The organism is Microbacterium sp. 05T445, from assembly GCF_056395865.1.
In genome coordinates, this window is sequence record NZ_JBFTKJ010000001.1 from 1,055,691 (window position 1) to 1,080,279 (window position 24,589).

General features: G+C 71.4%; 27 protein-coding genes. 12 read left to right on the plus strand and 15 right to left on the minus strand.

The window, feature by feature from the left end:
• Positions 1–4: 4 nt before the first annotated feature.
• Complete coding sequence (locus AC1DDU_RS05155) at positions 5–652, minus strand: GntR family transcriptional regulator (RefSeq protein WP_477433431.1); 648 nt, start codon at positions 650–652, stop codon at positions 5–7.
• 156 nt (positions 653–808) lie between these two features.
• Between AC1DDU_RS05155 and AC1DDU_RS05160 the strand changes: the two genes are divergently transcribed.
• From AC1DDU_RS05160 to AC1DDU_RS05180, 5 genes are all read left to right on the plus strand, one after another.
• A complete protein-coding gene (locus tag AC1DDU_RS05160) occupies positions 809–1,717 on the plus strand; it encodes a hypothetical protein (protein ID WP_477431773.1) in 909 nt (302 codons plus the stop codon).
• Positions 1,718–1,802: 85 nt separating this feature from the next.
• Complete coding sequence (locus AC1DDU_RS05165) at positions 1,803–2,726, plus strand: ABC transporter ATP-binding protein (protein ID WP_477431775.1); 924 nt, start codon at positions 1,803–1,805, stop codon at positions 2,724–2,726.
• Positions 2,723–4,342, plus strand: a complete 1,620-nt coding sequence (locus AC1DDU_RS05170; protein WP_477431777.1) for an ABC transporter permease — start codon at positions 2,723–2,725, stop codon at positions 4,340–4,342. The genes AC1DDU_RS05165 and AC1DDU_RS05170 overlap by 4 nt, the downstream gene beginning before the upstream one ends.
• A 9-nt stretch (positions 4,343–4,351) precedes the next feature.
• Positions 4,352–4,843 carry a GbsR/MarR family transcriptional regulator gene (locus tag AC1DDU_RS05175; RefSeq protein ID WP_477431779.1) on the plus strand — a complete coding sequence of 164 codons (492 nt, stop codon included), beginning with the start codon at positions 4,352–4,354 and terminating at the stop codon, positions 4,841–4,843.
• 10 nt (positions 4,844–4,853) lie between these two features.
• The gene (locus AC1DDU_RS05180; protein ID WP_477431781.1) at positions 4,854–5,384 is read left to right on the plus strand and encodes a ribonuclease H family protein; all 531 of its coding nucleotides are present in this window, start codon (positions 4,854–4,856) and stop codon (positions 5,382–5,384) included.
• 3 nt (positions 5,385–5,387) lie between these two features.
• On the opposite strand, the gene AC1DDU_RS05185 is transcribed toward AC1DDU_RS05180, so the two are convergent.
• Positions 5,388–6,854 carry an aminotransferase-like domain-containing protein gene (locus AC1DDU_RS05185; protein ID WP_477431783.1) on the minus strand — a complete coding sequence of 489 codons (1,467 nt, stop codon included), beginning with the start codon at positions 6,852–6,854 and terminating at the stop codon, positions 5,388–5,390.
• 19 nt (positions 6,855–6,873) lie between these two features.
• On the opposite strand from AC1DDU_RS05185, the gene AC1DDU_RS05190 reads away from it, so the two are divergent.
• The gene (locus AC1DDU_RS05190) at positions 6,874–7,167 is read left to right on the plus strand and encodes a hypothetical protein (protein WP_477431785.1); all 294 of its coding nucleotides are present in this window, start codon (positions 6,874–6,876) and stop codon (positions 7,165–7,167) included.
• A 33-nt stretch (positions 7,168–7,200) separates the two neighbouring features.
• Here AC1DDU_RS05190 and AC1DDU_RS05195 read toward each other — a convergent pair whose 3' ends face one another.
• From AC1DDU_RS05195 to AC1DDU_RS05220, 6 genes are all read right to left on the minus strand, one after another.
• A complete protein-coding gene (locus AC1DDU_RS05195) occupies positions 7,201–7,569 on the minus strand; it encodes a VOC family protein (protein WP_477431787.1) in 369 nt (122 codons plus the stop codon).
• A gap of 70 nt (positions 7,570–7,639) precedes the next feature.
• Positions 7,640–8,122 carry an NUDIX hydrolase gene (locus tag AC1DDU_RS05200; RefSeq protein ID WP_477431789.1) on the minus strand — a complete coding sequence of 161 codons (483 nt, stop codon included), beginning with the start codon at positions 8,120–8,122 and terminating at the stop codon, positions 7,640–7,642.
• A 7-nt stretch (positions 8,123–8,129) separates the two neighbouring features.
• Positions 8,130–9,143 (minus strand): aldo/keto reductase family protein, encoded by a 1,014-nt coding sequence (locus AC1DDU_RS05205; RefSeq protein WP_477431791.1) that lies wholly within the window; start codon positions 9,141–9,143, stop codon positions 8,130–8,132.
• A 258-nt stretch (positions 9,144–9,401) separates the two neighbouring features.
• Positions 9,402–11,513 carry an ABC transporter ATP-binding protein gene (locus tag AC1DDU_RS05210; RefSeq protein ID WP_477431793.1) on the minus strand — a complete coding sequence of 704 codons (2,112 nt, stop codon included), beginning with the start codon at positions 11,511–11,513 and terminating at the stop codon, positions 9,402–9,404.
• Positions 11,510–13,243 carry an ABC transporter ATP-binding protein gene (locus AC1DDU_RS05215; RefSeq protein ID WP_477431795.1) on the minus strand — a complete coding sequence of 578 codons (1,734 nt, stop codon included), beginning with the start codon at positions 13,241–13,243 and terminating at the stop codon, positions 11,510–11,512. Before AC1DDU_RS05215 ends, AC1DDU_RS05210 begins: the two co-directional genes overlap by 4 nt.
• A gap of 202 nt (positions 13,244–13,445) precedes the next feature.
• Positions 13,446–14,189, minus strand: coding sequence for an SDR family oxidoreductase (locus tag AC1DDU_RS05220; RefSeq protein ID WP_477431797.1), 744 nt, complete (start codon positions 14,187–14,189; stop codon positions 13,446–13,448).
• Positions 14,190–14,277: 88 nt separating this feature from the next.
• Between AC1DDU_RS05220 and AC1DDU_RS05225 the strand changes: the two genes are divergently transcribed.
• The gene (locus AC1DDU_RS05225; protein WP_477431799.1) at positions 14,278–14,754 is read left to right on the plus strand and encodes an RrF2 family transcriptional regulator; all 477 of its coding nucleotides are present in this window, start codon (positions 14,278–14,280) and stop codon (positions 14,752–14,754) included.
• A gap of 64 nt (positions 14,755–14,818) precedes the next feature.
• Here AC1DDU_RS05225 and AC1DDU_RS05230 read toward each other — a convergent pair whose 3' ends face one another.
• Together AC1DDU_RS05230 and rlmN are read right to left on the minus strand one after the other, a co-directional pair.
• Positions 14,819–16,411: a DUF4407 domain-containing protein gene (locus AC1DDU_RS05230; RefSeq protein ID WP_477431801.1), complete on the minus strand. Its 1,593-nt coding sequence runs from the start codon at positions 16,409–16,411 to the stop codon at positions 14,819–14,821.
• Positions 16,412–16,500: 89 nt separating this feature from the next.
• On the minus strand, positions 16,501–17,745 hold the full coding sequence (gene rlmN, locus AC1DDU_RS05235) for a dual-specificity RNA methyltransferase RlmN (protein WP_477431803.1): 1,245 nt from the start codon (positions 17,743–17,745) through the stop codon (positions 16,501–16,503).
• Positions 17,746–17,835: 90 nt separating this feature from the next.
• Between rlmN and AC1DDU_RS05240 the strand changes: the two genes are divergently transcribed.
• Positions 17,836–18,474 carry a LysE family translocator gene (locus AC1DDU_RS05240; RefSeq protein ID WP_477431805.1) on the plus strand — a complete coding sequence of 213 codons (639 nt, stop codon included), beginning with the start codon at positions 17,836–17,838 and terminating at the stop codon, positions 18,472–18,474.
• 14 nt (positions 18,475–18,488) lie between these two features.
• Positions 18,489–19,352 (plus strand): Cof-type HAD-IIB family hydrolase, encoded by an 864-nt coding sequence (locus AC1DDU_RS05245; protein ID WP_477431807.1) that lies wholly within the window; start codon positions 18,489–18,491, stop codon positions 19,350–19,352.
• A 28-nt stretch (positions 19,353–19,380) separates the two neighbouring features.
• On the opposite strand, the gene AC1DDU_RS05250 is transcribed toward AC1DDU_RS05245, so the two are convergent.
• From AC1DDU_RS05250 to AC1DDU_RS05270, 5 genes are all read right to left on the minus strand, one after another.
• Entirely contained in the window at positions 19,381–19,767 is a 387-nt protein-coding gene (locus AC1DDU_RS05250; RefSeq protein WP_477431809.1) for a VOC family protein, read from the minus strand.
• Between the two features lie 117 nt (positions 19,768–19,884).
• On the minus strand, positions 19,885–20,715 hold the full coding sequence (locus AC1DDU_RS05255) for an SDR family oxidoreductase (RefSeq protein ID WP_477431811.1): 831 nt from the start codon (positions 20,713–20,715) through the stop codon (positions 19,885–19,887).
• Positions 20,712–21,494 carry an enoyl-CoA hydratase/isomerase family protein gene (locus AC1DDU_RS05260; protein WP_477431813.1) on the minus strand — a complete coding sequence of 261 codons (783 nt, stop codon included), beginning with the start codon at positions 21,492–21,494 and terminating at the stop codon, positions 20,712–20,714. Before AC1DDU_RS05260 ends, AC1DDU_RS05255 begins: the two co-directional genes overlap by 4 nt.
• A gap of 9 nt (positions 21,495–21,503) precedes the next feature.
• Complete coding sequence (locus AC1DDU_RS05265) at positions 21,504–22,265, minus strand: SDR family NAD(P)-dependent oxidoreductase (RefSeq protein WP_477431815.1); 762 nt, start codon at positions 22,263–22,265, stop codon at positions 21,504–21,506.
• 119 nt (positions 22,266–22,384) lie between these two features.
• On the minus strand, positions 22,385–22,900 hold the full coding sequence (locus AC1DDU_RS05270; RefSeq protein WP_477431817.1) for a hypothetical protein: 516 nt from the start codon (positions 22,898–22,900) through the stop codon (positions 22,385–22,387).
• 57 nt (positions 22,901–22,957) lie between these two features.
• Between AC1DDU_RS05270 and AC1DDU_RS05275 the strand changes: the two genes are divergently transcribed.
• Genes AC1DDU_RS05275 through AC1DDU_RS05285 form a run of 3 tightly spaced genes read left to right on the plus strand, consistent with a single transcriptional unit; the run spans position 22,958 to position 24,564 of the window.
• The gene (locus AC1DDU_RS05275) at positions 22,958–23,308 is read left to right on the plus strand and encodes a DUF488 domain-containing protein (RefSeq protein ID WP_477431819.1); all 351 of its coding nucleotides are present in this window, start codon (positions 22,958–22,960) and stop codon (positions 23,306–23,308) included.
• Positions 23,309–23,335: 27 nt separating this feature from the next.
• A complete protein-coding gene (locus AC1DDU_RS05280) occupies positions 23,336–24,061 on the plus strand; it encodes a phosphotransferase (protein ID WP_477431821.1) in 726 nt (241 codons plus the stop codon).
• Positions 24,058–24,564 carry an SRPBCC domain-containing protein gene (locus tag AC1DDU_RS05285; protein WP_477431823.1) on the plus strand — a complete coding sequence of 169 codons (507 nt, stop codon included), beginning with the start codon at positions 24,058–24,060 and terminating at the stop codon, positions 24,562–24,564. Before AC1DDU_RS05280 ends, AC1DDU_RS05285 begins: the two co-directional genes overlap by 4 nt.
• Positions 24,565–24,589: the final 25 nt, after the last annotated feature.

Sequence of the window (24,589 nt, forward strand, 5' to 3'; positions counted from 1 at the left end):
CCTTTCAGTGTCGCGATGCCTCGAGGGACTCGAGGATGTTCGTGAGGGCGTTGTGCAGGTGCACGTGCGTGGCGTGCGCGGCGAGGTCCGCGTCGCGTGCGGCGATCGCCGAGGCGATCAGGCGGTGCTCGGCGACGGATGCCGCGAGCCGGTCGGGGTTGTCGCGGGCGAGCCGGCGCACACGCACCAGGTGGGTGCGCACGGTGCGCAGCGCCGCGGTGAGGTAGTCGTTGACGACGGCGCCGTCCAGCGCGAGGTCGAAGCGTGCGATCAGGCCGTAGTAGGCGTCGCGGCCGTCTCCTGCCGCGTCGTCGACGAGGTCGACATGCGCGAAGTCGCGGGCCAGGTCGGCGAAGGCGGCGGCATCCCCCCGCTCCGCTGCCAGGCGGGCGGCCGATTCCTCGAGCGCCCGGCGCACCTCGAAGATCTCGCGGATGTCGTCGGCGTCGATCGCGGTGACCACGGTGACGCGGGGCGACTGCTGGGCGACCAGCCCGTCGGCGGCGAGGCGTCCCAGGGCTTCGCGCAGCGGCGTGCGGCTCACCCCGAGACGGGCGGCCTGCTCCACCTCGCCGAGGACCGCGCCAGGACGAAGGATGCCGGACTGGATCTCGTCGAGAAGCGTCGCATAGGCCCGGTCGCTCGCGCGCATCCGCACCCCCTCCTCGTCCCGCATACCTCGGTCAGTGTATACATAAAGCCACCTGCGGCGCCACCTAGGCGCAACCAGGCCCTCTTTGGTATACATGGCGCGATGACGTGGATGTGTATGCCGAGGGACGGATGCACCCCTGGCTAGCATTCACCCATGACGGCACCGGAGCCTCACCCCTTCGAAGCACCACCCGCGTCACGTCCCCCGCGCGCGACGGGCCGCCAGGCTGCCGTCACCGCGATCGTGGGCGCCGCAGCCTTCGTCGTCGGTACGGTGGTCGCCGGGCTGGTCACGTACCAGGGCGAGGCGCTTGTCAACATCGCCGCCGGGGTCTTCTCGCTCCCGCTCCTCGTCTGGCTCGCACTCGTCGGGGTGCTCGCGCTCGCGCTCCCGCGTGCGCGCTCCGGCACATTCGCGGCGTGGGCGGTGGTGGCAGCCCCCGTGGCGACGCTCATCGCCAACGCGCCCTCGGCCGCCTATGGCGGTCCGCTGCTCCTCGTCCTGGCATGGCAGGCTGCGGGGCTGGCGGGTGCCGCCCTGGTGGGCGCGATCGCAGGAGTGATCGACCGGAACCGCGTCGCTCAGGATGCCGGCCCTCGCGTCGCCAGGGACGACACCACCGGCGACGCGCACGAGACCGCTGCCGACGACGCCGCGGTCGAGCGCCCCGCCGCACCCGGCCGCCGCCGGATGCTCACCGGCGCGACCCTCGCGCTCCTCGTGGTCGGATCCGCCCTCGCCTTCGCCCTGCCCACGCAGTGGCTCGACGTGTACTTCGCCATCTGGGACGCGCCCCCGCCGCCCACGCCGGAGGACGGCATCCGCTATCTGTGGACTGGGGGGCTCGCGCTCGCCTTCCTGCTCGCCGCGCTCGTGGTCGCCGTGGTGCGCCGCGGCCGAGGGCTCATCGTCCTGACCGCGGTGGCCCTGGGGTGCGCCGTGATCGGCGCCCTGCTGTTCCAGGTGCCGCAGGGCCGGTTCGTCCCGAGACCCGCTCCCGTCGAGGACGTGCGCGACCACCCGGTGTGCTTCGGGACCACCGGCGACTGCCCCGGCGGCTGAACCCAGCAACGGGTCTCGCGGCGCCGCCGTGAGGAAAGCGTGAGGAATATTCAGAAGATTGTGAATTCGGCGTAGCGTCTGCGCCATGTCCACAGTCATCCTCACCAGCGGCCTCACCAAGCACTACGGCCGCGTGCACGCCCTCGACGGGCTCGACGTCACGGTCGAGGAGGGTCAGGTGCACGGCTTCCTCGGACCGAACGGCGCCGGCAAGTCCACCACGATCCGCGTGCTGCTCGGACTCGCACGCAAGACCGGGGGTGAGGCATCCGTCTTCGGTCTGCACCCGTGGCGCGACGCCGTGAAGATCCACCGGCGGGTCGCCTACATCCCCGGCGACGTGAGCGTGTGGCCGAACCTCTCCGGCGGCGAGTCGATCGACCTGCTCGCGCGCCTGCGCGGCGCCTCACGCCACGACAAGGCCTATCTCGGCGAGAAGGCGCGCCTCATGGAGGCGTTCCAGTTCGACCCGCGCAAGAAGGGTCGCGCGTACTCCAAGGGCAACCGCCAGAAGGTGGCGCTGATCGCGGCGTTCGCCGTGCCGGCCGACCTGTACATCCTCGACGAGCCGACGAGCGGCCTCGACCCGCTCATGGACGTGATGTTCCGGCGCGAGGTCGCGCGCGTCCACGCCGCGGGCGCGACCGTGCTGCTGTCGAGCCACATCCTGTCGGAGGTCGAGCAGCTGTGCGATCGGGTCTCGATCATCCGCGCCGGGCGGATCGTCGAGAGCGGGACCCTCGCCGACATGCGCCACCTCACCCGCACCGAGGTCTCGTACGAGGGGACGGATGCCGCACCCGTCGCCGCGCTGGCCGCAGCGCACGACGCGCTCGTCGAGGACGGCCGCGTGCGCTTCACAGTCGACAGCGACCAGGTCACCGGCGTGCTTCCCGAGCTCTCGCGCCTCGGGGTCGCCGGGCTGCGCGTGGCCCCGCCCTCGCTCGAGGAGCTCTTCCTGCGCCACTACGGCGACGACCTCGCCGCGCTGGAGGGGAACGGACGATGAGCCGTCTCACGACGCTGCTCGCGCAGCGGCTCCGGCGCGACTGGCTGCAGCTGACGCTGTGGATCGTCGGCACGATGGCACTGGCGCTCGCGGGACTGTCCGGCGCCGCGAGCACCTACGGCAGCGAGACGGAGCGCACGGCGCTGCTGGCCACCGTCATGGCCAACCCGGTGATCCTCCTGTTCCGCGGGCTCCCGTCAGGCCCGGATGAGCAGGCCTTCATCGTCTTCCTCCTCATGCCGTTCCTCGTCATGATGGCCGCCTTCATGAGCTCGTTCCTCGCCGTGCGGCACACGCGCGGCGATGAGGAGGCGGGGCGTCTCGAACTGGTCGCGGCGACGACGGCGGCAAGGACCATGCCGACGGTCGCGACGATCGTCCACGGCGTGCTCGCGAACCTCGTCCTCGGCATCCTCGTCTCCGCCGCCTTCCTCACCGGCGGCGCGCCCGCCGAAGGGTCCTGGCTCGCCGGATTCACCGCCGCGTGCGGCGGACTGACGTACTTGGGCGTCGCGCTGTTGTCGGCGCAGCTCATGCGCACGTCGCGCGGCGCGAACTCCCTCGCCGTGTGGGTGCTCGTGGTGACCTTCTTCATCGCCGGCATCGGCAACGCCCTCGGCACCCCGAGCGACGACCTCACCCACATGGAGAGCTCTTGGCTGACCTGGCTCTCGCCGTTCGGATGGGCCGAGAACACCCGCGCGTTCGACGAGAACCTGTGGTGGCCGGCGCTGCTGTGCCTGGCTTTGTTCGTCGTGCTCGCGGGGGCGGCGCTGGCGCTGCAGGCCGTGCGCGACCTCGGCGCAGGCATCGTCCCGGAGCGCCGCGGCCGCACCGACGCGCGTCCGGCGCTGTCGTCGCCGACGGCGCTGGTCACGCGGCTGGCGAGCGGCTCGACGATCGGCTGGATGGCCGGTGCGTTCTTCGCCGGCGCGCTCTCGACGTCGCTGGGGGCGGTCGTGAACGAGATGGGCTCGGACAACCCCGCCGTCGCCGACATGCTGAAATCGCTGTCGGCCGAAGCCGACCTCGAGCAGGCGGTCGTCGTCGTGTTCTTCACGATGGTGGGGCTGCTGGCGGCGTGCGCCGGCGTGCAGACGGTCGCCCGCGCCCGGCAGGAGGAGGCGCACGGCACCGCGGAACCGGTGCTCGCCACCCCCGTGCAGCGCGTGCGGTGGCTCGCCGACTTCGTCGTCATCGGATTCGTCGCCATCGTGCTGACGTGCGCCGCCGCATTCGTCGGGGCGTGGGCCGGTGCCGCGGGCCTGGACAACGGCACCGACCTGACCACCGACGCGTTCGTCGCCGCCTGGGGGCAGGTGGTCGCGGCATCCGTGTTCCTGGTGCTGACGGCGCTCGTCTTCACGATCGCGCCGCGGTGGACGATCCCGCTCGGCTGGACGCTCGTGACCGCCGCGATCGTGTTCGGGCTCTTCGGGCCGCTGCTGGGCCTCCCGGAGTGGGTGACGAACCTGTCGCCGTTCTCGGTCGCCCCGGTACCGAGCGGGGGCGAGGTGGACCTGCGCGGGATGTGGTGGCTGGTGCTGGTCGTGGGCGTCGGGGCCGCGGCATCCCTTACGCTCATGCGACGGCGTGAACTGGCATCCGCCGGGTAGGGGGATGACATGACGGTGGAGCACGCGGGCGTCGAACCCGCCGAGCAGGCAGCGGCGATGCTGACGGCGGCCGGGATGGCGCGGATGCCGGCGCGCGTGCTGATGGCCCTCGTCGGGTCCCCCGACGAGGGCTACACCGCCGCCGACCTCGCCGAGCGGCTCGGCGTCTCGGCTGCGGCGGTGTCGGGCGCGGTGCGCTATCTGACCTCGATGCGCCTCATCCATCGGCTCTCGCGCCCCGGCGACCGGCGCGACCGGTACGACCTCACCGGCGATGCGTGGCTCGGCATGATCACCGCGAACGCTCCCCTCTACTCGAGCCTCGCGGGCTTCATGGACCGCATCGCCGACGAGAACGCGGAGGCTCCGGCATCCGTGCAGCGGGCGCGGGACATCGCCGATTTCATGAGGTATCTCGCCACGCGGATGCCGCAGCTCGTGGACGAGTGGCGGGCCGAACGCGAGGCGGCCGCGGCCGAGGAGGAGGCCGAGGCCGGGTAGCCTTGCCCGGGTGACCGACGCACCCCGCTACATCGTTGCCACCGACGGCGCCTGCAAGGGCAACCCCGGACCGACGGGCTGGGCGTGGGTCGGCGAGGACGGCCACTGGGCCGCCGGCGCGATCCCGGTGGGGACGAACAACATCGGCGAGCTCACCGGCCTGCTCAAGGCGATCGAGGACCACGCGGACGTCGCGAACCTCGTCGTGCAGGCCGACTCCAAGTACGCCATCGACACGTACACGAAGTGGATGGACGGCCACCGCCGGCGCGGCTGGAAGACCTCGACCGGGGCGCCCACCAAGAACGTCGACATCCTCGAGCAGCTCATCGTGGCGCGCGACGCGCGGCGCGCTGCCGGCATGCCCGACGTCGTGCTCGAGCACGTGCGCGGCCACTCCGGCCACGTGCTCAACGCGTGGGCCGACGAGCGCGCGGTGCGCGCCTCCGAGCACGCCGCGAAAGGGATCGCCAGCGCGTGGTCGTCGCTGGGTGCGCAGGATCGCATCGACGTCTCGGAGCGCCCGAAGAACGGTCGCTGACCGCTAGAGCCGCGCGCGGTACTCGCGCCAGGCCTCGCCGAGGCGTCGCACCCCCTCCTGCAGCACCGGCTCTGCGGCGGTGTACGGCAGGCGGATGTGGTCGTCGTAGGTGACGGATGCCGTGAACTCGGTGCCGCCGGCCACGGAGACGCCGTGCATCGAGGCGACGCGCGCGAACGCCGTCGCCGAGCCCACCGGCAGGCGCGCCCACATCGTGAGGCCGCCGCGCGGCGGGATCGCGTGCCAGTCGGGCAGGTGCTCGCGCATCGCGGCGTGCAGCTGCTGCGCGGCGGCGGCGTGCGTCTCCCCCGTCGCCACCCGCAGGGCCCGGGCCTGGTCGACGAGATCGAGCGCGAGCAGCTGCGCGGGGACGCTCGTGGACTGGTCGATCAGCTGGCGCACGGCGCGCAGACGCCGCACCAGGACCGGGTCGGCCCGCAGCCAGCCGATGCGCAGGCCCGACCACGACCATTTCGACAGCGAGTCCGCGACGATGACCGGGGCATCCGGGCGCAGCGCCGCGAGCGTCGGCGGCACGACGCCGTCGAACGAGATGTGCGCCTGCACGCGGTCCTCGAGCACCGGCACGCCGTACTCGGCCGAGAGGTCGGCCACGCGCTGCCGCGCCGCCGCCGGCAGCCGGGTGCCGGTCGGGTTGTGGTGGTGCGGATTCACGGCCACCAGCACCGGACGCAGGGCGACGATCGCCGCCTCGAGCTCGTCGACGTCGATGCCGTCGGCGCCCATCGTCACGCCGTGCACGCGCCCGCCCTTGCGCCGCACGGAGTCGGCGAGCCCTGGCCACGTCACCGACTCGGTGAGCACGACGTCACCGGGTGAGACGAGCTCGTCCACCACGAGGCTGATGGCCTGCTGCGCGCCGTGGGTCACGAGGATCTGGGCCGAAGTTGCCGGCGTGCCCTCCTCCTCGAACAGCGCTGCCAGGCGCGTGCGCAGGATCGGCAGGCCGGCGGGATCGGTCTCGGCCAGGGTCACCGGATCGAGCACCGGCCGGTGGGCGTGCACGATCTCGACCGCGAGCGCCGGCATCGCCGGCACGGCGCGCAGCAGGTCGATGCCGGAGGGCAGCGCCGAGAAGAGTCCCTCTCCGCGGGCAGTGCGCTCACGCACCGGAGGCGCCACGCCCAGATGCCCGGCCACGCGGGTCCCGCTCCCCTGCCGGCGTTCGACCAGTCCGTCCTCGCTCAGCAGCGTGTAGGCGGCGACCACGGTTCCACGCGACACCGAGATCGCACCCGCGAGCGCCCTCTCGGCAGGAAGCCGATCGCCCGGGCGGAGCTCGCCGCCCTCGATGAGCGCCGCGATGGCCTGGGCGAGGCGCACCGTGAGCGTTCCGTCGCCGTGGGCCCACCGCCCCAGGCGCGCGGCCAGCCGGGAGGCCTCCACCGTCCCGCCGAGTGCCACCCGATGGTCCACCAGCCGCTCATTGGCACTGTCAAGCGTCGTCATACCCCCGCATTCTGGTCCAATGTTCCGCACACACGCCAGCTCAGCCGTCCACAGCAGGCCAGTTCTCACCGATTGGACCACTCAGGAGCTTCTGTCGTGGATCGCGGCCGACGACACCCGCAGCCGCGACGAGACGCTCCTGCCGCTGCTCACCGCGGTCGACGCGGCGCTCCCGGGGTCGCAGGCCACGGCGCTCACGCCGAGCTCCCCTGTCCCGCTCGTTCGCGCGATCGCACGCCGATTGCGCGCCGACCCCGCGCTGCGCGACGTGCGCGTGCGCGACCTCCCGGGCGTCGGCATCCGTTCCGCGTGACGAGCGGATGCCGCCGCGGCGGCGGAGCGGGACTCAGGCGTCTCCGCCCATGGCCCCTTCGTACAGGCCGATCGCGTTGCCGTCCGGGTCGCGGATGACCGCCCACCAGCTCGTCGGGGTGATCTCGCTCTTCTCCATCAGCACGGCGCCGCCGGCCTGCATGGCCTTGGCCACGGTGTCGTCGATGGAGTCCACCTCGACGTAGGAGCGCGGCTGGGTGAATCCGTCGTCGCGCGGGGCGAGACCGCCGCCGGAGATCTGGTTCGGCGCCTGCCACATGGGGTAGCCCTCGAAGCCGGGCACCTCCGCGATCTGCCAGCCGAACAGCCCGGAGTAGAACGCGCTCGCCTTCGCGAAGTCGCTGACCGGGATGTCGATGTGGGTGATGTCGCCGTGAGCCATGGTGGGGTCCTCTCGTACGTTCCGACGCGGTCAGTCTCCGCCGCCGCGGCCGCACTCACAAGGTCCTCGCTCAGCCGGTGGACGCCTCGGCCACGTGCTTCTCGAGCGCGTCGATCACGGGACGCTGCCCCTTCACCAGACGTTCGCGTGCGGCATCCGTCGACGTCCACTCGACCCGGTCGACCTCGGGGAATCGGGCCGTCCGCCCGGATCGGGGAGGCCATTCGAGCTCGAACTCCCCGAACGCCAGGTCGTCGAGGGAGAAGCCGGTGCCGTCGACGACGAACACCGTCACGCGCTTGCCCGATGAGTACGCGAATGTGCCGAGCTCGGCGTACGGCGGCTCGGGCGGGTCGACGCCGAGCTCCTCGCGGAACTCCCGGCGCGCGGCATCCAGCGCGCCTTCCTCCCCCTCGACGAACTCGCCCTTGGGGACCGACCACGCGCCGGCATCCTTGCCCGCCCAGTACGGGCCGCCCATGTGCGCGATGAGCACGTGGAGCTGCGGCTCGAGCCGGTAGAGCAGGATGCCGGCGCTGGTCGTGTGCGGCATGTCGGCGTTACGCGAGGCGCGTCTTCGGCGACACCGTGTAGGTGTCTTCGGGATCGCGGTAGACGACGTCGCCGAGCGCGGCATCGATCGCGGCGAGCGTATCGGCGTCGAGGACGACCCCCGAGGCCTTGACGGTCTCGGCGAGCTGCTCGGGACGGGATGCCCCCACCAGCGCCGACGCCACGTTCTGGTTCTGCAGCACCCACGCGATCGCGAGCTGCGGCATCGACAGCCCGGCCTGCTCGGCGACCGGCTTCAGGCGCTGCACGGCCTCGAGCACGTCGTCGCGCAGGAAGTCCTTGATGAAGCGCGCGCCGCTCTTCTCGTCGGTCGCGCGCGAGCCCTCGGGCACCGGCTGACCCGGCAGGTACTTGCCCGACAGCACGCCCTGTGCCATCGGCGACCACACGATCTGCGAGATGCCGAGCTCCTCGGACGCCGGGACGACCTTGCCCTCGATGACGCGCCACAGCGCCGAGTACTGCGGCTGGTTCGAGATGAGTTGGATGCCGTAGCTCTTGGCGAGCGCGTGGCCCTCGCGCAGCTGCTCGGCGGTCCACTCCGAGACGCCGATGTAGAGGGCCTTGCCCTGACGGACGACGTCGGCGAACGCCTGGAACGTCTCTTCCAGGGGCGTCTCGTAGTCGAAGCGGTGCGCCTGGTAGAGGTCGACGTAGTCGGTGCCGAGGCGCCGGAGCGATCCGTTGATGGACTCGAAGATGTGCTTGCGGCTGAGACCGGTGTCGTTCGGCCCCTGCGGACCGGTCGGGAAGTAGACCTTGGTGAAGATCTCGAGCGACTCGCGACGCTGACTGGCGAGCGCCTTGCCGAGGACGACCTCGGCGGCGGTGTTGGCGTACACGTCCGCGGTGTCGAACGTCGTGATGCCGACGTCGAGCGCCGCGTGGACCGTCGCGATGGCGGCCGAGTCATCGACCTGCGAGCCGTGCGTGACCCAGTTGCCGTACGTGATCTCGCTGACCTTGAGACCGCTGTTGCCGAGGTACCGGTAGTTGGCCATAGGACGACGCTACCGGCCCGCGCGGACGCCTCGGCGATCCGGCCGGCGTCCCGTCACACGATGACGGATTCGGTCTCGACGACCGGGGCGCAACCCGCGCTCGGCCGCATGCTTCTCGTCGAACACCGAAGGCACTTCGCGACGGGAAGAGAGGAGGGCGAGGGCCGCTGATCCGGCGTCCCCGTTCACGCCAGCAGCCCGGGGCGGGCGCCCCGGGCTGCTGTGGATGCGATCGGACGGTGCGTCCGTCGGCGCGGATCAGACCACCGAGGCGGTCTCGTCCTCGATGGCGTCGTCCGCCGACTCGGCGGCTTCCGCAGCGTCGGCCGTCTCGGCGAGCGCGCGTGCCTCTTCGTCCAGATCGGTCGCCGCCTGCTCGAACTGCGAGTTGTAGAGGCGGAAGTACGCACCCTGCGCCGCGATGAGCTCGTCGTGCGTGCCCTTCTCGACGATGCCGCCGTTCTCCATCACGAGGATCAGGTCGGCATCGCGGATCGTCGACAGGCGGTGCGCGATCACGAAGGACGTGCGTCCTTCGCGCAGCGCGGCCATCGCGTGCTGCAGCAGCAGCTCGGTGCGGGTGTCGACGGAGCTCGTCGCCTCGTCGAGGATCAGCACCGATGGCTGCGCCACGAACGCGCGGGCGATCGTGATGAGCTGCTTCTCGCCCGCCGAGATGTTCGACGCGTCCTCGTCGAGGAGTGTGTCGTACCCGTCGGGCAGCGAGTGCACGAACCGGTCGACGTACGTCGCCCGCGCGGCGGCGAGGATCTCGTCGTCGGTGGCGTCGGCCCGGCCGTAGCGGATGTTCTCCCGGATGGTTCCGGCGAACAGCCACGGGTCCTGCAGCACCATGCCCGTCTCGGCGCGGATGTCGCGGCGGGTGAGCTCGGCGATGTTCTGCCCGTTGAGGAGGATGCGGCCGCCGTCGAGCTCGTAGAAGCGCATCAGCAGGTTGACGAGCGTCGTCTTGCCGGCCCCCGTCGGACCCACGATCGCGACGGTCTGACCGGGCTCGACCCGGAACGACAGGTCGTGGATGAGCGGCCGCTCGGCCGAGTACGAGAACGCGACGTCCTGGAACTCGATCGTGCCGTCGCCCTCGACCGGCGCCGGGGCGTCCTGGGCGTCGGGCTCCTGCTCGTCTTCGTCGAGCAGCTCGAACACGCGCTCGGCCGACGCCGTGCCGGACTGGACGACCGCGGCCATGCCGCCGAGCTCGGCCAGCGGCTGCGTGAACTGCTGCGAGTACTGGATGAACGCCTGCACGTCGCCGAGTCGCAGCTGGCCTCCGGCGACCATGAGCGCGCCGAAGACCGCGATGCCCACGTAGGTCAGGTTCCCGATGAACATCATCGCCGGCATCATGATGTTCGAGAGGAACTGCGCCTTGAACGAGGCCTGGTAGAGCTCCTCGTTCTCGTCGCGGAACGCCTCGCGCGACGCCTGCTCGCGACCGTAGACCTTGACCAGGGCGTGACCCGAGAAGGACTCCTCGACACGGGCGTTGAGGCGGCCGACCTTGCGCCACTGGATGCCGAACGCCTTCTGCGAGCGCGGGCCGATGACGCCGAACAGCACGCCCATGAGCGGGAAGCTGATCAGCACCACCAGGGTCAGCTGCCACGAGATGGTCAGCATCATGATGAGCACGCCGATCACGGTGAGCACGCTCGTCAGCGCCTGCGACAGCGACTGCTGCATCATCTGCGTGATGTTGTCGATGTCGTTCGTGACGCGCGAGATCAGCTCGCCGCGCTGGACGCGGTCGAAGTAGCGCAGCGGCAGGCGGTTGATCTTCGCCTCGACCTCTTCGCGCAGGCGCCACATGACGCGCACCATGATCACGTTGATGACGTAGCCCTGCAGCCACATCAGCAGCGACGACGCGAAGTACAGCGCGAGCACGATCAGCAGCACACGGCTGAGGGCCATGAAGTCGACGCCGGCTCCGGGCACGAAGTGCTCCATCGCCGAGACCATGTTGGCGAGGTCCTGCTGGCCCTGCGCCTCGAGGCCTGCGACGACCTGCTCCTTCGTGGCGCCCGCAGGCGCCATCCCCGACACGACGCCCTCGAAGAGGATGTTGGTCGCCTCACCCAGCACCTTCGGCGACAGCACGGCGAGCACGACGCCGATGGAGCCGAGGATCGACACGAACACGAACGCCCACGCGTTCGGGCGCAGCAGCCCGATGAGCCGGCGGAAGGAGGGCCAGAAATGCGCGGCCTTGCCCGGTGCGACAGCGCCGCTCCAGTCGTCGGCGGCGATGCGCGCCTGCTCGCCGAGCTCGATCTCGGCCTTCTCCTCGGCGCTCAGCTCTGCGACGGCCTGGCGCGTGCGCCGGCGGGTGGTCTTGTCGTCGCTCATCGGGCGACCTCCGCTCCGAGCTGGGATTCGACGATCTCTCGATAGGTCTGGCTCGTCTCGAGCAGCTGCTCGTGCGTCCCCATCCCCACGATGCCGCCGTCGTCGAGGACGACGATGCGGTCGGCGTCGGTGATCGTCGAGACGCGCTGGGCGACGACGATCTTGGTGACGTCGGGAAGCTCCCGCCACAGCGCCTGCCTCAGCCGCGCGTCGGTGGTGAGGTCGAGTGCGGAGAACGAGTCGTCGAAGACGAGCACCTTCGGCTGGTGGACGATGGCGCGCGCGATGGCGAGGCGCTGCCGCTGCCCGCCCGACACGTTGGTGCCGCCCTGGGCGATCGGGGCGTCGAGCCCGGCCTCCATCTGACTCACGAAGTCGCTGGCCTGCGCGATCTCGAGCGCGCGCCAGAGCTCGGCATCCGTCGCCTCTTCGCGGCCGAACCGCAGGTTGGACGCGATCGTGCCCGTGAAGAGGAACGGCCGCTGCGGCACCAGGCCGATCGTGCTCCAGAGCGCTTCGAGGTCGGCCTTGCGCACGTCGACCCCTCCGACCTCGACGACGCCGTCGGTGACGTCGAACAGGCGCGGGATCAGCGAGACGAGGGTGGTCTTGCCGGCGCCGGTCGAGCCGACGATGGCGACGGTCTCGCCGGCCGTCGCCCGGAAGCTGATGCCCGAGAGGATCGGGTGCTCGGCGCCGGGGTACGTGAAGGCGACGTCGCGGAACTCGATCGTGCCGGGCGCCGGGAAGTCGGAGACCGCGTCGGCGGGACGCTCGAGCGACGAGTGCGTGTCGAGCACCTCGCCGACGCGCTCGGCGGAGACCGCGGCGCGAGGGATCATCAGCGTCATGAAGCTCGCCATCATCACGCCGGAGAGGATGATCATGGCGTACTGCATGAAGGCGAAGAGCGTGCCGATCTGGATCTCTCCGCTGTCGACCTGCATGCCGCCGAACCAGATCACGCCGATCACGGTGACGTTGAGGATCAGCATGACGGCCGGGAACAGCACCACGAAGAGCGACCCGACCTTGCGGCCGACGACCATGATGTCGGTGTTGGCCTCGCGGAAGCGCTCCTCCTCGATGGGCTCGCGCACGAACGCGCGGATGACGCGGATGCCGGTGAGCTGTTCGCGCATCACGCGGTTCACGCCGTCGAGCTTGCCCTGGTAGCTGCGGAACAGCGGCACCATGCGCGCGATGACGAGGCCCGCGACGACCAGCAGCACGGGTACGGCGATCGCGATGATCCACGCCAGGGAGGCGGCCTGCTCGATCGCGAGCACGATCCCGCCGATCGCCAGGAGCGGCGCCGTCACGAGGAAGGTCGCTCCCATCATCGCGAGCATCTGCACCTGCTGCACGTCGTTCGTGTTGCGGGTGATGAGGGAGCCGGCACCGAAGCCGGTGACCTCGCGCTCGGAGAAGCCCGAGACGCGCTCGAAGATGTCGTCGCGGATGTCGCGGCCGAGCTTCATCGCCGCGCGTGCGGCGAAGTAGGTCGCGATGATCGACGCGGTGATCTGCGCGAGCGAGACCGTCAGCATGACGATGCCGGTGCGCCAGATGTAGTCGGTGTCGCCCTTGGATACGCCGTTGTCGATGATGTCGGCGTTCAGGCTGGGCAGGTACAGCGAGGCGATGGCGGAGGCGGACTGGAACAGCAGCACGCCGAGCAGCAGCCAGCCGTACGGTTTCAGATATCGGACGAGGAGTTTTGCCAGCACGAGGATCCCTGGGGCGTGGAAAAGCACGCGGACGCGCGCGCTTGAGGTGGTGTGTTCTCACCCTCGCACGGGCCGCCGACATCGCGGCAGCCCCGTTCGCGGAGGGCGAATCCTGGACGTGGGATGCCGTGGCCGGCGACATCCGCCCGTCACTGTAACACGATATATCGTGTCCTGTGAAGAGCGGATGCCGCACTCCGCGTCAGCGCGCGGCGAGCCACTCCTCGTACCCGACCCCGTCGATCAGGGCGTCCCCCGCGGGCACCAGGCTCGTCTCGCCGACGACGCGGCCGAAGTAGCCCGCGGCGGGGTCGACCACCACCGATCGCGCATCGCCGCGGGCGGCGAGGTCGCGGCGGAGGAAGTCCGCCAGTGGCGCCCGCTCGGGCCCTGCGACGTCGACGGCACCGCCGGGAGCGGCCTCGGCGGCGTCGGCGAGCGCCCGGGCGACGGCCTCAGCCGCCACCGGCTGCAGCAGGGCCGTGCCGACGCGCACGTCACCGTCCGCCGTGCTCGCATCGGCGATCTGCGGGAGGAACTCGAAGAACTGCGTCGCACGCACGATCGTCGACGGCACCGCGCTCGCGGCAACGAGCCGCTCCTGCGCGACCTTGCCGGCGAGGTACCCCCGAGCGTCGGGGTTGCGGTCGATCCCGACGATCGACAGGGCGACGTGGTGCCCGACGCCCGCGCGCTCCTCGGCGGCGAGCACGTTGCCCGTCGCGGCGTGGAAGAAGGCGATCACGCCCGCCTCGTCCCATGCCGACGACTCGGTCGCGTCCACGACGACGTCCATGCCGGCGAAGGCCTCGTCCAGCCCGGTCCCCGCCACGGCATCGACCCCCGTCGACCGCGAGGCCGCCACGACCTCGTGACCGCGCTCCGCCAGCAGCGCCACCACGCGCGCGCCGATCCGCCCCGTTCCGCCCAGCACCACGATCTTCATCGGTCTCTCCAAACTCGGATTGATATTGTCCGAGTTCAACTTACTCGGACACCACCTGTCCGAGTCAAGTAGGGTTTCGGATATGAAGATGTCGGGTGGAGTCGAGTGGGCGGTGCACTGCTGCGTCGCGCTCACCGGCGTGACCGAGCCGGTCCCCGCGGCGACGCTCGCGCGCCTCAACGACGTCTCGATGTCGTACCTCGCCAAGCAGATGCAGGCCCTCGCACGGGCCGGCATCGTGCACTCCGTGCAGGGCAAGTCCGGCGGCTACGTCCTGACGCGCCCCGCCGACGAGATCTCGGTCCTCGACATCGTCCTGGCGATCGAGGGACGCGAGCCGCAGTTCACCTGCACCGAGATCCGGCAGCGGGGTCCGCTGGCGGCCTCCCCCGAGGACTGTCTGCGCGCGTGCGCCGTCCATCGCGCGATGCTCGCCGCCGAGCAGGCCTGGCGTGCGTCGCTGGCAGGCGTGAGCGTCGCCGACCTGGTCGCGAGCGTCGACCGCGACTCGGGCGCCGACGTGCTGGAGAGGGTCCGCGGCTGGCTGGTCGCCCCCACCGACTGACGCCGCACGCCTCGGAGAGCGGATGCCGCGGCCCGCGGCATCCCGTCCCCGAGGCGTCAGCCGATCAGGCCTCGCCGCCCTGGGCGATGTCGGCGCGCTCGCGCCAGCTGCGGGCGGTCACGCGGTCGAGCGCGACCTGGCGGCGCAGCGCGTCGGCCTGCTCGTAGAGCGAGGGGTCGCCGTAGCTGGTCAGCACCTTCACGAGCACCGGCAGCAGCTCGATCATGAAGAACAGCCCGGCGATGAGCCAGTGCGCCCACGACAGGGTCGGCTCGCGGGCGGAGAGCCGCTCGAGGCCGCTGATCTGGCTGAGGAGGCCGATCGCCCCCGCGTTGCCGCTTGCGATCTCGGAGGCCCGGGCGTCGTAGGCCGCGCGGGCGGCCTGATACTGCTCGCGCGCCGCCGGCAGCTCGTCCTTGGCCTGCTGCTTGTTGGCGGCCTCCGAGGCGCCGGCGTCTGCCGTGCCCGCGGCCTGCGCGGCCGCGAGGTCCGACTGGGCGGTCGTCAGCTGGGACGCCAGGTCGTCGTACGCCGCCTGCGCGGACGCGAGCTGGTCCTTCGCCGCGCCGGAGCTCGCGCCCTCGCCCGCGACGCCGCTGCACCCGGAGACCTCCCCGGCGCCCTGGCCGGTGAGCTCGCACTGGTACATCGCGCGCGCCTGGTCGATCACCTGCTGCTGCGCGGCGAGCTTCGTGGTCAGGTCGTCGACCGTCTTCTGCGCCGAGGCCGCGGATGCCGAGGTCGTGTCGGCCCCGGCGACGACGCCGCTGGCCGCCTGGCTCTCCAGAGCCGCGACGCGTTCGGTCGCGGCATCCAGCGCCTGCTTCTCGGGGCCGGAGGTGACGGCATCCTGATCCGACTGCGCCTGCGTGATGTTGGTCGCGTTCACCTCGCGGGCGATGTCGTTGTGGAAGATCTGCAGCACGAGCGGCTCTGCCACGACGATGCCGATCACGGCGGCCATGATCACACGCGGGATCGCCAGCCCGATGAGGCGCCCGACGCTGTGGGTCGAGCGCATCGTCGAGGTGAGGAAGCGGTCGAGGTTGAAGATGATGAGCGCCCACACGATCGCCAGGGGCAGCGCGCCCCACGCGACGATGCGCACGCCGGTGGTGAGCGCGAAGTACATCGAGATGGCCGAGATCAGCGCGGTGCCGGCGATCACGAAGAACATCTGCACGAAGCGGGGGGTCTCGGTCGGCACCTGGTCGAGCACCGAACCGTCCGCGCCGCCGAGGATCGCCAGCCGTCGCCAGGCGGAGCCGCGCTCCTTCCGGCGCTTCGCACGCTTGGCACGGACGGGAGGAGCGGATGCCTCCTCGACCGGCTCCTCGTCGGCCACCGGTCCATCAGCGGCGGGCTCGTCGACGGCGCCCCACTCGCCGATCGTCGTCGGCCCATCGGTCACGACGGGCTCCGTCACGGTGACCGGCTGCGTCGGGTTCATCGCCAGCGCGTCCTCGAGCAGATCCCGCGTCACGGGGAACGGGTCCTCCGGCCCGTCGGCGTCGAGACGCTCGTCGGCGGGCTCGCCGGCGGCCTGCTGGGCGCGCACGTCGTCGAGGTAGAGATCCTCGGTCTGCTCGCCGTCCGTCTCGAACTCGATGCGACCGTCGGAGCCGAACCTGCCCGGTCGGTGTGCGGAGAAAGACATCCGGACACCATAGAGCGGTCTACCTGTGCGGCAGGTGTATTAGAGGATTCTGAGAGGACCCGGATGCCGCGGCCGCGGCATCCCCGATCTCAGTCCTCGAGCGGGGTCGCGGCGGCGACGGCCTCGTCCTCTTCGGTGGCCACGAGCTGCCCGCACGCGCCGTCGATCTCCTTGCCGCGCGTGTCGCGCAGGGTCGTCGGGATGCCGGCGTCGTTGAGGCGTCGCACGAACTCGTTCTGCACCGGCACCTCGGACGCCGTCCAGATCGAGCCGGGGGTCGGGTTCAGCGGGATGGGGTTCACGTGCACCCAGCCGCGGCCGCGGGCGTTGAGCTTCTCGGCGAGGAGGTCGGCGCGCCAGCCGTGGTCGTTCATGTCCTTGATGAGGGCGTATTCGATCGACACGCGGCGCCCGGTCTTGTCGAAGTATGCACGGGCGGCGTCGAGGGCCTCGTCGACCTTCCAGCGGGAGTTCACCGGGATGAGCTCGTCGCGCAGCTTGTCGTCGGGGGCGTGCAGCGACAGCGCGAACGTGACCGGGATGTCTTCGTTCGCGAGCTTGGTGATCGCCGGCACGAGGCCGACGGTCGAGACGGTGATGCCGCGCGCGCTCATGCCGAGGCCGTGCTGTTTGTCGGTCATGACGCGGACGGCCTGCATGACGCGCGCGTAGTTCGCGAGCGGCTCGCCCATGCCCATGAACACGATGTTCGACACCCGCTCGGCGGAGTGGTCGCTCTTCTTCTTGCCCCCGAGGCCGCCCTCGGCGATGAGGCGGTTGGCCCGGACGATCTGCTCGACGATCTCGGCGGCCGACATGTTGCGGGTCAGGCCCGCCTGGCCGGTCGCGCAGAACGGGCAGTTCATGCCGCAGCCGGCCTGGCTCGACACGCACAGCGTGATGCGGCCGGGGTAGCGCATGAGCACCGACTCGACGAGCGCACCGTCGTGCAGCTTCCACAGGAACTTGATGGTGTCGCCGCGGTCGGTCTCCAGGCGCCGCACCTCGGTGAGCAGGGGCGGCAGCATGCCGTGCACGAACTCCTCGCGCCCGTCGGCGGGGAGGTCGGTCATGTCGGCGGGGTTGTGGGTCCAGTGCTGGAAGTAGTGCTTCTCGAGCTGCTTGGCGCGGAAGCCGGGGAGCCCCAGCTCCTTCACCTTCTCGACGCGCTGCTCCGGCGTGAAGTCGGCCATGTGCACCGGCGGCTTGCCGCGCTTGGGGCTGGCGAACTGCAGCAGCGGCCGGCCCTCGGCATCCTTCTTCTGGGTCCAACCTTCGGTCGCCGGGCGCACCTGGCGGGGCTTGGTGCTGCGCACCGGCGAGGACTCGGTCATGCCCTCAAGGGTACGCGGGCGCGCCTGGGCGATCGCCGAAGCGGATGCCGCGCCCCGCCGCGCGTCGCCTGCGGCGGCTATCGTCGACTCGTGGTCCCCGTCGAGAACCTCCTGGCCTTCACGCTGGCCGCGCTCGTGCTGATCGTGATCCCGGGCCCGAGCGTGCTGTTCACCATCGGCCGCGCCCTCGCGCTCGGCCGCATCGGAGGACTGCTCAGCGTGCTCGGCAACGCCCTCGGGCTGCTGCCCATCATCGGCCTGGTGGCCCTGGGCGTCGGCGGCATCGTCGCGCAGTCGATCGTGCTGTTCACGATCCTCAAGGTCGCCGGCGCGCTGTACCTGATGTACCTCGGCGTGCAGGCGATCCGGCACCGGAACCGCGCCGCCGCGCAGGCGAACGGCGCCGTCCTGGCCAAGTCGGCGTGGCGTCAGCTCGGCGAGGGGTTCGTCGTCGGCGTCACCAACCCGAAGACCATCGCGTTCTTCGTCGCGGTGCTCCCGCAGTTCGTCGACCTGTCGGCCGGCATGGTGCCGCTGCAGATGATCGAGCTCGGCCTGGTGTTCTTCATCATCGCGCTGCTCTCGGACGGCGCGTGGGCGCTGGTCGCCGCCGGCGCGCGGTCGTGGTTCGGCCGCTCCCCCAAGCGCATCGCCACGCTGTCCGCCACCGGTGGCGGGCTCATGATCGGCCTGGGCGGCATCCTGCTGTTCACGGGCAACAGGCACTGAGGGAGGACGCGACGATGACGACCCCTGCCGGCGCCCGGCGCATCGTGTTCATCGATGTCGACGGCACGATCCTCGAGCACGGCTCGCACGTGGCGCCCTCGACGGCCACCGCCATCCGCGCGGCGCGCGCCGCCGGGCACCTCGTGTATCTCAGCACCGGGCGATCGGCCGCAGACATCCACCCCCGCGTCGCCGAGATCGGCTTCGACGGCGCGATCACCAACTCCGGCGCCCTCGTGACGTCGGGCGACGACGTGCTCGTCGACCGCCCGCTGTCACCGGAGGCGACGGACCGGCTGCTCGCGGCGCTGCACGGCCGCGGCATCCGCTACTTCCTGCAGACGCGCGACGGCGTCTACGCGTCGGGCGGCATGGCCGAGCTGATGCGCGACTACGCGGCGGCGCTGAACGCCCGCATCGCCGCCGGCGCCGAGGTGCGGCCCGAGGACTCGCTGGTGGGCCTGGCGGAGCGGACGTTCCCGAGCGCCGACGAGGCCGACCTCACCCGCATCGACAAGGCGGTGTTCGTCAGCGACCACGAGGAGGGCATCGACGAGCTGCGCGCCGACCTCGGCGACGAGTTCCTCATCGTGCCGGGGAGCATGCCGCTGCCGGGCGGCTCCAACGGCGAGATCAGCGAGCGCGACACCACGAAGGGCTCCGCGATCGAGCTGCTGCTGGGCCACCTCGGCATGGACGCCGCCGACGCCGTCGCGATCGGCGACAGCTGGAACGACGTCGAGATGTTCCAGGTGTGCGGCACGGCGGTGGCGATGGGCAACGCCCAGCCCGAGCTCAAGGAGCTCGCCGACTTCGTCACCACCGACGTGCTCGACGACGGCGTCGCCAACGCCCTGCGACGCCTCGAGCTGATCTGAGCCGGCCTCTGCCGACACCGGCGGCACCTCAGCTCTCGGCGGCTGCGCCCTCCGCGCCGAGGTTCGCGAGGTTGCCGGCGGGATCGCGCACCTGAGCGACGCGCTCGCCCCACGGCATGTCCTCCGGCGGCTGGATCGGGTGGCCTCCTGCGGCGACCCACGCCGCATACGATGAGTCGACGTCGTCGACGTAGAACCACAGGGCGACCCGTTCGCCCGCACCGGGCGCCAGCGCGTTCTCGTCGCGCCCGATCCCGAGCGAGACCCCGTCGATCTTCAGCGACACGTACGCGTCGGCGCCGTGCTCATCGGCGAACCGGTAGTCCACGACGCCGCCGAGCGCCCTCTCGTAGAACCGCACGAGATCCGGGAGTTCGCGAGTCAGCAGAATGGGGAAGAGGCTCCGCACCGCCATGGCCCCACCCTACGTCCGCGCGCTCCGACGAGACAGGGGATCAGCGTCGGAACCGAGGTGGCGCACGCGTTCCACGGCGATTCCCCGGTCTCGGGCAGACCGGGGAATCGCGTGGGATCAGTCCAGGAAGATGTCGGGGAACAGCGCCGAGTCGGGGGTGCCGGGCACCGCCGCGTAGCCCGAGAAGTCGGTGACCCCGGCCGCCTCGAGCACGTCCTCGACGATGAGCGTCTGGCCGGTGTACTCGCGGGACGGCTTCGTGACGACCTCGTACGCCGCGTCGGCGTAGATCTCGGGGGTGCGGCTGACCTTCATCATGCGGTCGCCGCCGAGCGCGAACCGCACCGCGGCCGTCGCGATCGTCGTGCGCGGCCACAGCGTGTTGGCGGCGATGCCGGCCTCGGCGAACTCGGCGGCGAGCCCGAGGGTCGCCATCGTCATGCCGTACTTGGCGAGCGTGTACCCGGTGTGCCCGCCGAGCCACTTCGGCGACAGGTTCAGCGGCGGCGAGAGCGAGAGGATGTGCGGGTTCTCGGCATCCTTCAGGATCGGGACCGCGGCGCGCGAGAGCATGAACGTGCCGCGCACGTTCACGTCCTGCATGAGGTCGTACTTCTTCGCATCGAGGTCGAGCGAGCGCGACAGGTCGATGACCGACGCGTTGTTGACGACGATGTCGATGCCGCCGAACTCGCCCTGGGTCTTCAGCACCGCCTCGGTCACGTCGTCGTCGTTGCGCACGTCGCCGACGATCGGCAGCGCGTTGCCGCCGGCGGCGCGGATCTGCTCCGCCGCCGAGTGCACCGTGCCCTCGAGCTTCGGGTGCGGCGTGTCGGTCTTGGCCAGCAGCGCGATGTTCGCGCCGTCGCGCGCCGCGCGCAGCGCGATCGCGAGGCCGATGCCGCGGCTGCCGCCGGACATCAGGATGGTCTTGCCGGCAAGGCTCATGCTTCCTCCTTGGTCTTGCGGGATGCCGCGGCGAACGCGGCGACGCGGGCCTTGGCCTCGTCGGTGTCGAAGCGGGCGCCGATCGAACGGGCCTCGTCGTCGAGGTTCTCGGCGAACGAGCGGCCGGCGCCGGTGCGGACCAGGCGCTTGGCCTGGCCGAACGCTCCGGTGGCGTTGTCGAGCCAGAACCGGGCGACCGCCTCGGCGCGCGAGGCGACGGCGTCGGGCGCGACCACCTCGGTCACCAGGCCCCAGTCCAGCGCCGTCGGGGCGTCGATCGTGACGTCCTGCAGCAGCAGCTGGAGCGCACGGCGCTGGCCGACCGCGGCGGGCAGCAGCGTCGAGACGCCGAGGTCGGGGGTGAGCCCGATGTTGGCGTACTTGCTCACGAACTTCGCGTGCTCCGCCGCGACGATGTAGTCGGCGGCGAGCATGAGCCCGATCCCGCCGCCCGCGACCGCGCCCTGCACGGCGGCGACGATCGGCTTGTCGGATTCCACGAACGTGCGGATGCCGTCGTGGATCGTGTGCGCGGCGCCGGTGACGTCGGCGCCCGAGGCGCCGGAGGTCGCCATCTCCATCACGTCGCCGCCGGCGCAGAACGCGGGGCCGACGGCATCCAGGATGATCGCCCCCACCGATGCGTCGGAGGTGAGCTCGTGCGCGACGTCGCGCCAGCGACGGCCCATCTCGAAGCCCATCGCGTTGAGGAACGCGGGGCGGTTGAAGGTCACGCGGGCGAGGGCGCCGTCGCGGGTGACGAGGATCGAGTCGCTCATGCGATCTCCTTACTTCGGGGCCATGCGGATCGCGCCGTCGAGGCGGATCGTCTCGCCGTTGAGGTAGCCGTTGTCGACAATCGACATGACCAGGCGCGCGTACTCGTCGGGCTTGCCGAGCCGCTGCGGGTAGGGCACCTGCTGGCCGAGCGAGTCCTGCGCCGCCTGCGGAAGGCCCATCAGCATCGGGGTCTCCATGATGCCGGGGGCGATCGTCACCACGCGGATGCCGTAACGGGCGAGCTCGCGGGCGATCGGCAGGGTCATCGCGTGCACGCCGCCCTTCGAGGCGGAGTACGCGGGCTGCCCGATCTGGCCGTCGAACGCGGCCACGCTCGCGGTGTTCACGATGACGCCGCGGTCGCCGTCGGAGGTGGGCTCGCCCTTGGCCATGACCGCCGAGGCCTGCGCGATGACGTTGTAGGTGCCGATGAGGTTCACCCGGATGATGCGCTCGAAGCCCTCCAGCGGCGACGGGTCGCCCTCGCGGTCGAGCACCTTGGCCGGCGGCGCGATGCCGGCGCAATTGACGACGACGCGCAGGGGTCCGGATGCCGCGGCCTGCGCCACGGCGGCCGCCACCTGCTCCGGGCTCGTGACATCGGCGGGCGCGAACGACCCGCCCAGCTCTGCCGCGACGTCGGCGCCGGCCGAGGTCGGCAGGTCGACGATGGTGACGGTCGCGCCGGCGTCGGCCAGGCGCCTGGCCGTGGCCAGGCCCAGCCCGCTCGCACCGCCGGTCACGAGGGCTGCGGCACCGGTGAGGTCCATGGATTCTCCTTCGAAGTCCGGATTCTGCGGAACCGCGTATCAGCATACGCGGGACTCAGTCCCACCGCTCGTCAACGGGCGGGCAACGGCACCAGGTTAACGGGCGGCCGCCGAGGCCGTCAGGGCCCGATGCGGGGCCCGCTGCGCGTGAGGGCGGCGATGCGATCGAGCAGCTCCGCGGGGCGGGCGAGCAGCAGGCGCGCCTCCCCGCGTGCGGTCAGGTACTCCACCAGGCGCGTCGTGGCCTGCGCGTCGGCCCGACGGTAGCCGGAGAGGTAGTGCTGGGTGGCACGCCATTCCAGCCGATCCCCGTCGATCGTCATGATCACGACGGCGAAGGTGGGCGTCTCGCCGGCCTCGCCGAGTTCGACGCCGCCGATCGCGCCGCCGAGCAGAGCCGCTGCCGTGTCGGCGAGCGCGGGATACGGCCACCAGGTGGCCGGCGGCTCCACCGTGACCGCGTGCACCTGCGCCCAGGGCACGAACTGATACTGCGGCTCGCCCACGTGACGCGCGAGCCCTTCGGGAGTGAGCCGCACGTGGCGCGCGGCGGCATCCCCGATCGCGACCGCCGGCTCCGCGCCTTCGAGCGCCGTGAGCGGTCCTCGTCGACGGGTGGCGCGGGTGGGGGGCATCTCCCCATCCCACCATGCCGGTGGCGGGCGGCACGGGCGGGCAGGTTGGATGGGCGCATGGAGATCAGGCTCAAGCGCGTGTACGACGACCCGGCCGCAGCTGACGGCTTCCGCGTGCTGGTCGACCGGCTCTGGCCGCGAGGCCTGTCGAAGGAGCGCGCGGCCATCGCCCTGTGGGCGAAGGATGCCGCGCCCTCGACCGAGCTGCGAAGGGCGTTCCACCATGAGGGCATGCCCTGGGCCGAGTTCGAGGCGGCGTACCGGGCCGAACTCGCGGGGCCGCTCCTGCCCGCCGTCGACGCGCTGCGCACCTCGCTCGATCCGCACCCGGTGGTGACGCTGGTCTACGGCGCCCACGACGAGACGCACAACCACGCCCGGCTCCTGCGGGAGGCTCTCGAGGCCTGACCGCGGCGGGAGTGGGAGAGTGGACGGGTGTCGATCCCCGTCGAAGACGTCGCAGTCCCGCCCACGGTCGAGCGCCTCGCGCTGGGGGCGGATCTCACCCCGGTCTGGCGCAACGACTACGGCGGACTGACCTTCCGCGCCGGCGACGGGCGCTTCATCAAGTTCGGTCCGCGCAACGACGAGTCCTCGTTCGCGGGCGAGGCCGAGCGCCTGCGCTGGGCGTCCGCGCGCATCGTGGTTCCGCGGGTGCTCGAGCAGGGCGGCGACGACACCCACGAGTGGATGGTGACGGCGGCCCTCCCCGGACTGTCGGCGGTCGACCCGCGCTGGATCGCGGATGCCGCCACCGCCGTCCGCGCCGTGGGCGAGGGCCTGCGGGCGCTGCACGACGCGCTGCCGGTGGACGAGTGCCCGTTCGAGTGGAGCGTGCCGGTGCGCATCGAGAATGCCGCGCGGCGCGGCATCCGGGTCCCCGATGCGCTGCGCGAGGCGCCGCCGGTCGACCGGCTCGTGGTGTGCCACGGCGACGCGTGCTGCCCGAACACCCTCATCGGCGACGACGGACGGTGGAGCGGGCACGTCGACCTCGGCACGCTGGGGGTCGCGGATCGCTGGGCCGACATCGCCGTGGCGTCGATGTCGACGGCGTGGAACTATGGCGAGGGATGGGAGGACGCCCTCATCGAGGCGTACGGGGTCGAACCCGATCGCGAACGCCTGTCGTACTACCGAGACCTCTGGAACGCGACATGACCGACATCACCGGCACCGTGACCAAGATCGACGGACACCCCCACCTCGTGATCCTGCGACGGTTCCCGGTGAGCGCCGAGGAGGTGTGGCGCGAACTCACCGACTCCACGCGCCTGGAGCGCTGGATCGGCCGCTGGGAGGGCGACCCGCGTAGCGGGCACGTCACGTTCTTCATGACCGCGGAGGCGGCCGACGCACCCGGCGAGGAGTACACGATCCTGGAGTGCGACCGCCCGCGGCGCTTCGCCGGCGACACGTCGGCCGGCTCCGGCTCCTGGCACCTGTGGTTCGAGCTCGCCGAGGACTCCCCCGGCGACACCGTCCTCACGTTCGGCCAGCGGCTGAACCCCGGTGAGGATGTCGGGTCGATCGGCCCGGGCTGGGAGTACTACCTCGATCGGCTCGTGGCCGCCCAGGCGGGCGTCGACGTCGCCACGGTGGACTGGAACGACTACTTCCCGGCGCTGCAGGCCGGGTACGAGCGGCTCGTCGCCGGCGACTGATACCGCGGCCTCGCCGGGCCGGGTG